At 69.0% G+C, this 11,678-nt stretch carries 10 protein-coding genes; 6 read left to right on the forward strand and 4 right to left on the reverse strand.

Features of this window, described 5'->3' with window-relative positions; translation table 11 throughout:
- The first annotated feature begins 178 nt into the window (after nucleotides 1–178).
- From LC041_RS13070 to LC041_RS13080, 3 genes are read left to right on the forward strand one after another with little or no spacing between them, the layout of a single operon-like run.
- A complete protein-coding gene (locus LC041_RS13070) occupies nucleotides 179–1,345 on the forward strand; it encodes an MFS transporter (RefSeq protein ID WP_226533523.1) in 1,167 nt (388 codons plus the stop codon).
- Between the two features lie 4 nt (nucleotides 1,346–1,349).
- Nucleotides 1,350–1,826, forward strand: coding sequence for a cytochrome C5 (locus tag LC041_RS13075; protein WP_226533524.1), 477 nt, complete (start codon nucleotides 1,350–1,352; stop codon nucleotides 1,824–1,826).
- Between the two features lie 21 nt (nucleotides 1,827–1,847).
- Complete coding sequence (locus tag LC041_RS13080; RefSeq protein ID WP_226533525.1) at nucleotides 1,848–3,650, forward strand: glycoside hydrolase family 15 protein; 1,803 nt, start codon at nucleotides 1,848–1,850, stop codon at nucleotides 3,648–3,650.
- A gap of 157 nt (nucleotides 3,651–3,807) precedes the next feature.
- Here the strand turns inward: LC041_RS13080 and LC041_RS13085 are convergent, their stop codons facing one another.
- The 4 genes from LC041_RS13085 to LC041_RS13100 all read right to left on the reverse strand — a co-directional run bounded on the left by LC041_RS13085 (nucleotide 3,808) and on the right by LC041_RS13100 (nucleotide 8,343).
- Nucleotides 3,808–4,812, reverse strand: coding sequence for a magnesium and cobalt transport protein CorA (locus LC041_RS13085; protein ID WP_226533834.1), 1,005 nt, complete (start codon nucleotides 4,810–4,812; stop codon nucleotides 3,808–3,810).
- Nucleotides 4,813–5,129: 317 nt separating this feature from the next.
- A complete protein-coding gene (locus LC041_RS13090) occupies nucleotides 5,130–6,155 on the reverse strand; it encodes a Gfo/Idh/MocA family protein (RefSeq protein WP_226533526.1) in 1,026 nt (341 codons plus the stop codon).
- Nucleotides 6,152–7,162 (reverse strand): Gfo/Idh/MocA family protein, encoded by a 1,011-nt coding sequence (locus LC041_RS17375; protein ID WP_226533527.1) that lies wholly within the window; start codon nucleotides 7,160–7,162, stop codon nucleotides 6,152–6,154. The genes LC041_RS13090 and LC041_RS17375 overlap by 4 nt, the downstream gene beginning before the upstream one ends.
- A complete protein-coding gene (locus tag LC041_RS13100; RefSeq protein WP_226533528.1) occupies nucleotides 7,159–8,343 on the reverse strand; it encodes an ROK family transcriptional regulator in 1,185 nt (394 codons plus the stop codon). Before LC041_RS13100 ends, LC041_RS17375 begins: the two co-directional genes overlap by 4 nt.
- A gap of 189 nt (nucleotides 8,344–8,532) precedes the next feature.
- Here LC041_RS13100 and LC041_RS13105 point away from each other — a divergent pair, with 189 nt between their 5' ends.
- The 3 genes from LC041_RS13105 to LC041_RS13115 all read left to right on the forward strand — a co-directional run bounded on the left by LC041_RS13105 (nucleotide 8,533) and on the right by LC041_RS13115 (nucleotide 11,663).
- The gene (locus LC041_RS13105) at nucleotides 8,533–9,771 is read left to right on the forward strand and encodes an ABC transporter substrate-binding protein (RefSeq protein WP_226533529.1); all 1,239 of its coding nucleotides are present in this window, start codon (nucleotides 8,533–8,535) and stop codon (nucleotides 9,769–9,771) included.
- 78 nt (nucleotides 9,772–9,849) lie between these two features.
- Nucleotides 9,850–10,755, forward strand: coding sequence for a carbohydrate ABC transporter permease (locus LC041_RS13110; protein ID WP_226533530.1), 906 nt, complete (start codon nucleotides 9,850–9,852; stop codon nucleotides 10,753–10,755).
- Nucleotides 10,752–11,663, forward strand: coding sequence for a carbohydrate ABC transporter permease (locus LC041_RS13115; protein ID WP_226533531.1), 912 nt, complete (start codon nucleotides 10,752–10,754; stop codon nucleotides 11,661–11,663). Before LC041_RS13110 ends, LC041_RS13115 begins: the two co-directional genes overlap by 4 nt.
- Nucleotides 11,664–11,678 lie beyond the last annotated feature (15 nt).

An 11,678-nucleotide genomic window follows, 5' to 3' on the forward strand; every position in this document is an offset into this window, starting at 1 on the left:
GCGAATGCGGCGCGTACGTCGTCCCGGCTAGGGTGGAGGCGTGAGCCCTGAGACGGAAAGACCGTAGAACGCGGGTGCAGCGCACGTCGTGCGCTCCCCGCATCTTCGTCGACCCCTCTTCTCCTTCTCGCCGTCCGCTGCCTTCGCGCGGGGGCGGCGTCCGTCCGACTGGATGCTCATGCCTTTTCTCGTTCCTGTCCTCGCCCTGGCGATCTTCGCCCAGGGCACCAGCGAGTTCATGCTCGCGGGTCTCCTCCTCCCCCTTTCCCGTGATCTGGAGGTCGAGCCGTCGACCGCCGGCCTGCTGACCTCGGCCTTCGCCGCCGGCATGGTCGTCGGTGCCCCGGTCATGGCGGTGCTCGCGGGCCGATGGCGCCCGCGTCGGGCACTTGTGCTCCTTCTCGTGGTCTTCATCGTGGCGCACGTGGTCGGGGCGGTGGCCCCCGACTTCCGCCTGCTGTTCATCACTCGCGTGCTCGCGGCGCTCGCCAATGCCGGCTTCCTCGCGATCGCCCTGGGGACGGTCCGCGGGATCGTGACCCCGGCGCAGACGACGCGGGCGGTCGCCGTGCTCCTGGCGGGGACCACCCTGGCCACGATCGTCGGCGTTCCCGCCGGGGCTGCGCTCGCGAACGCCTTCGGGTGGCGTTCCACCTTCTGGGCGGTCGTCCTGCTGTGCGTCCCCGCCGTGACCGCGCTGCTCCGCGACCGCACGCTCGGTGCGCTCCCGCCGGCACCGCGATTCGGAGTGCGTGCGGAGCTCGCCGAGCTCCGCCGACGTCCGGTGCTCATCGCGGTGGTGCTCGCCGTGCTCGTGAACGCCGCGACCTTCGGAGTGTTCACGTTCCTCGGCGTCATCGGAGTGGATGCCGGCGTCGAGACGGCAGCGATCCCCGCCCTCCTGGCCGCCTTCGGGATCGGAGCGCTGCTGGGCGTGGCCGCGACCGGACGCTGGGCGGCCCCCGTCGAGCGCGCATGGATCACTGTCGCCGCCATGGCGCTGACCGTGGTCTGGGTCGCGTTCGGAGCGGGCGTCGAGGTGGACTACGTGGTCTTCATCGGGGCGTTGCTCTGCGGTGCGGCGTCGTTCGCGGTCGGCTCCGCGCTGATCGGCCGCATCGTGGGGCAGGCGTCGGGAGCGCCCAGGCTCGGCGGCGCGTATGCGACGGCGGCGCTGAACATCGGCGCCGTCGGAGGGCCCGCGCTCGCCGGTATCGCCTACGGCCGGTCGGGTGCCTCCGGGGTGCTCGTCGTCGCTGTGCTCCTGACGGCGAGCGGGGTGATCCTCACCCCGCTTCTGGGTGGGCGACGGACACCCACGGATGCGGCAGATGCGAAAGACTGAGGGCATGACCTCTTCTGCGCTCGACACCCTCCTCGCTCGCATCGTCGAGAGCGGCCTGATCGATGAACCGGCCGCCGAGAACGGCCTGGTGTACGGGAGGGCGAGCATCGACGCGGCGGGCACGGTGGTGACGGTCAATGTCGATGCCGAGTTCGACGGCGAGCACGACGACGAGATCGACCAGGACGCGTTGATCGCCGCGATCTCACGGATCCTGTCCGTCAGCGAGTCCCGGTGGCGGTCCGTGGTCGACGAGGTGGCGACCGAGATCGACGATGCGGTCGACGATGAGCCCGTCGTCGAACAGATCGACCTGCGGGACGACCTCGAGGCGACGTCGGTCGTGGTGTTCGCAGACGCGGTGCTGCTCGCCTTCCTCGCGCCGAAGCAGTTCCCCGATTCGCGGATCCTCGTGCAGCTGGATGCGGAGCTCGAGGTCGACGGCATCGAGGTCCGCGAAGATCTGATCGATCACGGATGATCCCGTGGTGAGGACGTGGACGTGAACGCGCGCGTGCGCATCGAGGACTATGCCCTGCTGAGCAACTGCCGCACGGCGGCGCTCGTCTCCCGTGCCGGAAGCATCGATTGGCTGTGTCTGCCGCGGCTCGACTCCGCGTCGGCGTTCGCAGCCATGCTCGGAGACGAGTCCCACGGGCGATGGCTGCTGCGCCCCACGGACCCCGCCGCCGTGAGCACCCGGCGATACGACGAAGACACCTTCGTGCTCGTGACCCGGTGGGAGAGCGCGGACGCGGTCGCCGAAGTGCACGACTTCATGCCGATCGGTTTCGACCCCGACGCCGCCATCCGGCGCAGCGACCTCGTCCGTAGGGTCGTCGGGGTGCGCGGCTCGATGAGCTTCGAGCAGCAGCTCAGCATCCGCTTCGACTACGCCAGGGTGATGCCGTGGGTGCGTCAGGTCGGGTCGCACGATGCGCCGTGTCTGGTCGCCATGGGCGGTCCCGATGCCCTCGCGTTGCGTGGTGCGGCTCTGGAGCCGATCGACCACCAGCACCGAGGTGAGCTGACGGTGACCGCCGGTGAGACGCGCGACCTCCAGCTGACCTGGTTCCCCTCCCATCTGGACCTCCCGCCGGCTCTCGACGTGGCGAAGGAGCTGGGCGAGACGAAGCAGTGGTGGCAGGACTGGGCCGACCGGATCGCGCACGACGGTCCGCACCGTGACGAGGTGGTCAGGTCGCTGCTGATCCTGAGGGCGCTGACCAATCACGAGACGGGCGGCATCGCGGCCGCGGCGACCATGGCACTGCCCGAGGAGATTGGAGGCCGACGCAACTGGGACTACCGCTACGTGTGGCTGCGCGATGCGGCGCTCACCCTCGAGGCGCTGTGCGCTCACGGCTTCCTCGGTGTCGCGGGCCAGTGGCGGGAGTGGCTGCTGCGGGCGGTCGCCGGAGACCCCGCCGATCTGCAGATCATGTACGGGCCGGCGGGGGAGCGGGATCTTCCGGAGCGGGTGCTGTCGAACCTCCCCGGGTACGAGGGATCCGTGCCGGTGCGGATCGGCAACGGCGCAGCCGACCAGTATCAGGCGGATGTCGTGGGCGAGGTGTTGGTGACGCTGTCGGCCGCGCGGGCGGCCGGGCTCAACGAGTCCGGCTTCTCCTGGCCGCTGGAGCGCGAGCTGCTGCGGTTCGCCTCGGAGCAGATCGAGCGCCCCGATCAGGGCTTGTGGGAGATCCGCGGTGAGCCGAGGTACTTCACCCACTCGCGGGTGATGATGTGGGCGGCCTTCGACCGTGCGGTGCGGGCGGTCGAGGAGTACGGCTTCGACGGCCCCGTCGAGCGCTGGCGCGGGCTGCGCAACCGGATGCGCGAGGAGATCGATCGTGAGGGCGTCGTCGACGGCCACTTCGTGCAGCACTACGAGACGACCGAGGTCGACGCCTCGCTCCTGCTTCTTCCGCAGGTGGGCTACTGTCGGCCGGACGATCCGCGCATGCTGGCGACGGTCGCCTGCATCGAGCAGACTCTGATGCCGGATGGGCTGGTGCGGCGATATCGCACGGCGACGGGAGTGGACGGCCTCGCCGGGACGGAGGGAGCCTTCCTCGCGTGCTCATTCTGGCTGGTTGAGCAGTACGCCACGACCGGACGGCGCGCCGAGGCGCAGGCGCTCATGCGGAGACTGTGCGCATTGGCGAACGATGTGGGGATGCTGTCGGAGGAGTATGACCCGGTGGTGGGCCGGCAGCTCGGCAACACCCCGCAGGCCTTCTCGCACCTCGCGCTCGTGCGGGCTGCGGACGCCCTGTCGCGGACGGAACCCCGGACGCGCTGAGAATCCTGCTCCCGCGCGGGTCACGCCGGACCTCAGGTCGTCGACGATCCCGCGGAATCAGGCCATCACCGCGGTTCAGGCCGCTTCGGGGCCAAACGGCCTGATGCGGCGTGATGGCCTGATCCCGGGCGACCCCGGAGCAACGACCGCTGCGGGATCACAACCACTTCTTGTACTTGAACACCCCGAACAGCCCGACGGCGAAGGCGACCATCGCCCCGATCGCCATCGGATAGCCGAAGGCCCAATGCAGCTCGGGCATCACCTCGAAGTTCATCCCGTACACCGTGCCGACCAGCGTCGGAGCGAAGATGATCGCCGCCCACGAGGAGATCTTCTTGATCTCGTCGTTCTGTGCGAGCCCGGCCTCGGTCTGGCGGCGGGCCACCAGTGCGGAGTGCACGGTCAGCGCGTTCTCGAGGATGGCCCGGAAGGAGTCGATCTTCTCGTTCACGCGGATCGTGTGGTCGAGGACGTCGCGCAGGGACCGCTGCAGCTCCTCGTCGATGCGGTACTTCGCGGACCCCCGGCGCAGCCACTCCAGCATCCCGTTCAGGGGGTGCACTGCGCGCTGGAAGTTGATGACCTCGCGGGAGAGCTCGTAGATGCGCCGGGACAGGGCGCTGTCATCGTCGCCGTCGCCGAAGAGCTGGTCCTCGATCTCGTCGATGTCGTTGAGGAGTCCCGCCACGATCGGCTCGTACCCGTCGACGACCTCGTCGAGGATCGCGTACAGCACGGCCTCGGGGCCCATCGCGAGCAGTGCGGGGTTCGCCTCCATGCGGGCGCGCACGGCGGCGAGGTTGGGCGACTCGGCATGCCGGATGGTCACCACGAAGTCGGGACCGACGAACAGGTGCAGCTCGCCGAACTCGATCGACTCCTCCTTGTCGCGGTACCGGGCGGGGCGGAGGACAGCGAACAGGGTGTCACCGTAGCGCTCCACCTTCGAGCGCTGGTGCCCGGAGAGCGCATCCTCGACGGCGAGCGGATGCAGGTCGAACTCCCGGGCGACCGAGGCCACCTCCTCGGGGCTCGGCCGGTACAGCCCGATCCAGGCGATGCCCCCGGCGGCATCCAGCATCCGGTACGTCTCGTCCAGGTTCTTCGGGGTCTCCACGCGACGTCCGTGGACGTACACGCCGTTGTCGATGAGCGCCATCATGCGGCTCCGTTCTCGCGGGCGCACGGCAGCAGAAGGCTCCGTGCGCTGATTCGTCAGGGGCGGATGACGCCGCCGACGCTGCGGGAAGGACGTGCGCGTGCGGATCGGAGGATCAACGCGTGAGCGCGGGGAGTCGCGACGCAGCGAAGGCGGCGTCGTTACTATCACCGGACATCGCCATCACCGCCTTTCGGGACTCATCGGGTCGAGCGACCCAACGCGCCAGCATACTCCTCCTGCATGAGAAGCGCGTGCGGGATCGAAAAGGGACCGGAGAGGCCCGCCGCAGGAGCGTTTTCGATCCCGGTCCGGGGTCACCGGAGCGTCACGACCTCACCACCGCGGGCGGCGGAGGCCTGCGCGGCTGTGGCGATCTCGACCGTGCGGACGCCCACGTCGGCATCGGGCTGCGGCTGCTCCCCCTCGCGCACGGCACGAACGAACTCGGAGATCAGCAGCGCGTCGAGGTCGGCGCCGATGGGGCTCCAGGTCTCGCCGTGCGCATCATGCCCGGCCACACCCTTCGCGAAGGGGCTGACGGAGACGGTGCCGCGTTCGGCGATGATCTGCAGAGTGAGCCCACCCCAGGTCGCCGAGCTCATCGGCCAGCTCCAGGAGCAGTCGATCGTGGCGATCACGCCGCTCGGGTACTGGATCGTGACGAGTCCGCCGGTCTCGACCTCGAGCTCGCGCTGCGCGTGGAGGATGCTGTTCGACACGGCGCGCACCGATCGGGCGCGCTCGCCGAGGAGCTCGTCGAGGATGTCGGCGCAGTGCACGACGTGATCGACCAGCGCGCCGCCTCCGGCCAGTTCCGGATCCGTGAACCAGGCGCGGTCCTGCGGAAGCTTCCCGTTGTTGATGCCGGTGACGCCGAGGACCTTCCCGAGGCGACCGCTGCGCAACTCCGTGATCGCGTCGCGCACGCTCGGCGCGAAGCGCACCGGGTAGGCGACCATGAGGATCACGCCGGCACGTTCGCACGCGTCCTGCATCGCGACGGCGTCCTCGACGGTCGTGGCCAGCGGCTTCTCGCACAGCACGTGCACCCCGGCTGCGGCCGCGCGCTCGACGAGGGCACGGTGCCGGGAGTTCTCGGCGGCGACCACGACGGCATCCGGCTTCCAGGCGAACGCCTCGTCGTACGTGTCGACGTAGGCGACGCCGAGTTCGGCTGCCAGGGCCGCACCCCTGGGGGCATCGTCGGGAGCCGCGGCACCGTCGGGATCGGCGGCGACCAGCTCGATCCCCGGCATCGCCTTCAGGGCGTGCACGTAGCTCAGCGAGTGCGTGTGCGCGAACGAGAGCACGGCGATCCTCAGCGGGACGGGAGCGTTCATCGGGCGGTCTCCTCGATGTCGGCGGAGCGTTCGGGCAGGGCGATCGGGGCTTCGCGGGCGATCGAGGCGTACGCGGCCTCGGCCACGGCCACGGCCTCGATGCCGTCGGCGGGGCTGACCCTCGCGTCACGGCCCTCGCGCACAGCGGCGACGAAGTCGGCGATCTCGGCGTAGTACGGGCTTTCCTCGGGTGACATCGGCGGCAGGTAATCGGTGTCGCCCTCGGGGAGCACGGCGTCGGTCCGCAGCGCGGTGTCCTCCGCGCTGTCGTAGCGCAGGCGCCCCTCGGAGCCTGCGACCTCGACGCTCGTGCGGAACGGCATCCCGGGGGCGACCCAGCTCGCGTGCAGGTGACTGATGACGCCGTTGCGGTGGGTCAGCACGACATGCGAGGTCACGGGGGCGGGCACGCGGTCGTCGACCGTCGGCGGGTTCTGCACCGCATAGACCGTCGCGACGGGGCCCGCGAACCAGACCGCCTGGTCGATGTCGTGGATCATCAGGTCGCGGATCACGCCGCCCCCGGTGCTCTCCGAGAAGAACCAGGGGGTCTGCGGAGCGGATCCCGACCGACTGAACCGCTGGACGGCGAGCATGCCGATGCGACCGGCGTCGATGCCCGCCTTGATCTGGGCGTACTCACCCATGTACCGCACGACATGGGCGGGGAAGAGCCGGACGCCGGCCTCTTCTGCGGCTCGGGCGATGGCTGCAGCGGCCTCAGCGGTCGCCGCGAGCGGCTTCTCGCAGATCACGTCGAGCCCGCGCGCGATGGCCCGGCGGGCCAAGTCGGCGTGGGTGCTGCTCGGGGTCACGATGTCGACGATGTCGACCAGGCCGATGAGCGTGTCGACGTCGGGCACCAGCTCGAAGCCGTACTCCTGGGCGATCGCCTCGGCTCCCACGAGAGAGGTGACGTATCCCTGGGCACCGAGCGCCCGCCAGGCGTCGGCGTGCACGCGCGAGATTCCACCGGCGCCGATGAGTCCGACCTTCACACTGCTCACTGCTTCTCCTCGGGGTTCTCGACGGTGTCGCTGCCGCTCCCGGCCACCTCGAGCGGCAGCGGGGTGATCGGCGGGGCCGGCATGTCCTCGATACCGTAGATCTCGGCGGCGTGCCGCTGGAACGCGTGCACGACCGCTCCGTGCGCTGCGGCCTCGGCACCCAGGCGCGCTTCGGCGATCGGCACCTGGAACGGCAGGCCGAGATGGCCCGGCAACGCGGCCCGCAGAGGGGCGAGCAGCTGCTCGTGCGCCGCGGACAGCCCGCCGCCGATCACGATCATGGCCGGGTCGACCGTCATGGTCAGTGTGGCGATCCCATGGGCGAGTTCGTCGATGAAGCCGTCGAGCTCCCGCTGGGCGTCCGCGTCGCCCCCGCGCGCCCTCGCGAACACCTCGGCGGCGGTCGGAGCGGTCCGCCACGTGATCTGCCCCGTCTCGGTGTTCAGCCCGCGGAACGCGAGACGGCCGATGTCGCCGGCGGCGTTGTGGATGCCGCGCCGCGGGCGTCCGCCGAGGATCAGCCCCATCGCGATGCGGTTGCCGACCGAGAGGTAGATGACGTCTTCGACCAGCTGTGCGACACCGAGGTGGTGTTCGGCGACAGCCGCGAGGCGCACGCCGTTGTCGACGGCGACCGGGCAGCCGAAGGCCTGCCGCAGCTGGGATCCGATGTCGATGCCCGACCACTCGGGGATGACGACGGAGGTGGTCACGCGACCGACGTCGTCGACGATGCCGGGGAGGGCGACGCCGACCGCACGCACTTTCGATGCGGGGAACGAGGCTGCGGAGAGGGTGCGGCGGACGTCGTCGATCACGGCGGCGAGCTTGGAGGCGCCGTCGGGCTGCGCGGCCACCCCGGAGTAGCTGCGCTGCGCGATCACGAGTCCGGACAGGTCGGCGAGCACCACGCGCACGCTCGCCACCCCGATGTCGATCCCCACCACGGTGCCGGCGGCGCCGTGGAAGGAGTAGCGCCGGGCAGGGCGTCCGGCGCCGCCGCCGTTGTGGACCGGGGCATCGACGATCAGCGCGGACTCGGCCAGGACGGTCACGGCGTTCTCGACCGAGGTGCGCGAGATCTCGAGCGAACGAGACAGGTCGTTCACGGTCGCGGGCCCGACGTCACGCAGCTGCAGAGCGGATCGCGCGACGATCGAAAGTGGACGGGTCACGGCCATGTGCGGTCCTTCCTTCTTCGCCGTCGTCGGGTGCGATCAAATTAGCACACCGAATTCTCAGATCAAGCTTTGATGTTCTCGAACGGGAAACACGGCCGAAACAAGCGTCTGAGAACTTGTACTTGACGAATTATCCCAACCAAGTGTCATAATGAACCGTACTCAGCACGGTATAAGCAAAGGAGCACCATGCGCGTCAGCAAGATCACCGGCGTCGTCGCGGGAGTCGCGGCCGCCACCCTGTTGGCCGGATGTTCGGCCGGCGGAGGCAGCACCGCAGAGGGTGAGCAGGACATCAAGGTCTGGCTCTACCCCGTCATCGCCGATGAGGCGGTGCACAAGGACTTCTGGGACTCGACGATCGCCGAGTTCGAGGAGCAGAACGAGAACATCAACGTCTCCTACGAGATCTTCCCGTGGGCGAACCGCGACGAGGCTCTGCAGACGGCCATCGCTGCGGGCAAGGGGCCCGACGTCGTCTACCTCATCCCCGATCAGCTCGCGGCGTACCAGAAGTCGATCGCGCCGCTGAACGACCTGCTGAGCACGCAGCGACAGGACGACCTGCTGCCCAACGTCAAGTCGTCGGTCACGATCGACGGCGACATCCTCGGCGCGCCGGTGCTCACGAGCGCGCAGCCGCTGATCTGCAACGCCGCCGCGTTCGAGGCGGCCGGCGTCACGGAGTACCCCGAGACCTGGGACGACATCACCGCGATGGCCCCCAAGTTCACGGAGAAGGGCATGTACGCCCTCAACTACCCGGCATCCGCCGAGAACACCCTCAACCTCACCTACTACCCGCTGTTGTGGCAGGCGGGTGGCGAGGTGTACACGAAGGACGGCGACGTCGGCTTCGACAGCAAGGCCGGCACCCAGGCGCTGACCTTCCTGACCGACCTGGCAGAGGCGGGCGCCCTCGACCCCGAGGCGCTCACCACCAACGTGCCGCTCGAGCAGACCGCCATCGCGCAGGGCAAGGTCGGCTGCACCTGGAACAACGCGGTCCCCGAGGTCCTGCCGTTCTGGGGCGAGGAGAACGTCAAGGTCCTCGCGCCGCTGACCGAGAAAGAATCGGTGGCCTACGGGACGGTCGGATCGCTGTCGGTGCTCAAGGGCTCCAAGGCGCAGGACGCGGCGGCGAAGTTCGCCGAGTACGCCACGAGCGCCGACGTCATCGAGCCCTACCTGAAGGCCGCCGGCTACTTCTCGGCCCTCAGCACCACCGAGCCGCTCTACGCCGACGACCCGCTGCTCGGCGAGGTCGAGAAGTACGTGCCCGACACCACGGTCGGTGAGCTCAACACCTCGTCGCGTGCCCTGATGGGTGTGCTGGCGCCCGAGATCCAGGCGGCGCTCCTCGGACAGAAGTCGCCGGAGGATGCGCTCGAGGATGCTGCGGCCGCCGCGGCACCGCTGATCAAGTAGAAACGGGATCGGGGGCGCGCGCCCACCCGACGCGCGCCCCCGCACCACCCTCCACTCCCCCCACGTGAGGTATCACTGATGACGACGGCAACCACGGCGAAGCGGCCCGCAGGCCGGGTCGCGCGGGTGCTCGCACGACGCGAGGCGCGCATCGCCTTCCTGTTCGTGCTTCCCGCCTTCCTCCTGTTCATCGCCTTCCGCTTCGGCCCGAGCATCGTCGGCGTCGCGCTGAGCTTCTTCGACTACGACATCACCGGTGAGATCGCCTGGCGCGGGCTCGACCACTTCCAGCGCATGGTCGCCGACCCGCTGTTCTGGCGGGCCATGGGCACCACGCTGATCTACACGGTGTTCGCGGTGCCGATCGCTCTCGTGCTGTCGACCGTGATGGCGCTCGGGGTGCGCCGTGCGTTCCGCGGTGCGCGGTTCTTCCGCTCGATCTTCTTCCTCCCCGTCATCACCTCGCTGGTGCTCGCCGGCTCGATCTTCGTCTGGATCTTCTCCGCGAACGGCCCGTGGTCGGCGCTGATGACCCCGCTCGGGCTGGGCGGATCGTGGCTCGGCAGCACCGTGCTCGTGATCCCGGCGATCGTCGTCGTCGGCGTCTGGTCCCGCTTCGGCTACGGGATGATGATCCTCATCGCCGCCCTGCAGGACGTGCCGCGCGAGCTCGAGGAGGCCGCCCTGATGGACGGTGCGAACGCGTGGCAGCGCTTCCGCTACGTCATCCTCCCGGTGCTGCGACCGACCTTCTTCTTCCTCGCGGTGATCGAGACGACCGCCGCCTTCCAGGTGTTCGACGTCATCTACGTGATGACCCAGGGCGGACCGGCGAACGCGAGCTACTCGCTCGTCTACATGCTCTACGACCAGGGCTTCCGCTACTTCGACTACGGCTATGCCGCCGCGATCGGTGTGGCGCTGTTCATCATGACCCTCGTCGTCGCGCTCATCCAGCGCCTGGTGATCGGAAAGCAGAAATGACCGCTCTGTTGCAGCCGCCGACGACGACCGACGCTCCCACCCCGCCGAAGACCGCCACGCGGAAGCGGCGCCGCGCCTACCGCGCGCTCCAGCCCACCGGCTGGGGAATCGTCGGCCGCTGGATCTGGCTGAGCCTGGCCGGCATCCTCAGCTTCTTCCCCTTCTACGCCATGGTCGTGCTGAGCCTGAAGCCCGGCATGGTCGTTGAACTCCCGGGTTCGCTGCTGCCGTGGACCGACATCTCCTTCGACGCCTACGAGCAGGTGCTCGCCGGGCAGAACATCCTGGGCTGGCTGGGCAACACGCTCATCTACTCGCTGGTCTCGGTGGTCGCGGTGCTGTTCTTCTCGGCGCTCGCGGGCTACGCCTTCGCCAAGAAGCGCTTCCGCGGCAAGGAGGTGATGTTCTGGTCGTTCCTGGCGATGGTGATGGTGCCCTTCCACGTCACCCTGATCCCGACGTTCATCCTCATGGCGAACCTCGGCGGCGTCGACACCTACTGGGGTCTGATCCTGCCGTCGCTCGCGAACGCGCAGGCGGTGTTCCTGATGAGGCAGTTCATCTCCGGGCTGCCGGATGAGCTGTTCGAAGCCGCGCGCATCGACGGTGCCGGCGAGTTCCGCATCTTCCTGCGGATCGTGCTGCCGCTGTGCAAGCCGATCCTGGCGACCCTCGGCATCTTCGTCTTCCTGTGGCACTGGAACGACTTCCTCTGGCCGCTCATCATCGCCAAGTCGAACTCCATGTTCACACTCACCGTCGGCATCTCGTCACTGCAGCAGCAGAACGTCCCGCTGAGCACGATGCTCGCAGGATCCGTCGTCGCGCTGCTGCCCATCTTCCTCGCGTACCTCATCGCTCAGCGGTACGTGCAGGAGGGCGTGGCCGGTACGGGCATCAAGGGCTGAGAAGAAGGGAAAGCA

Source organism: Microbacterium paraoxydans, assembly GCF_020524545.1.
Lineage (GTDB): Bacteria > Actinomycetota > Actinomycetes > Actinomycetales > Microbacteriaceae > Microbacterium > Microbacterium paraoxydans_C.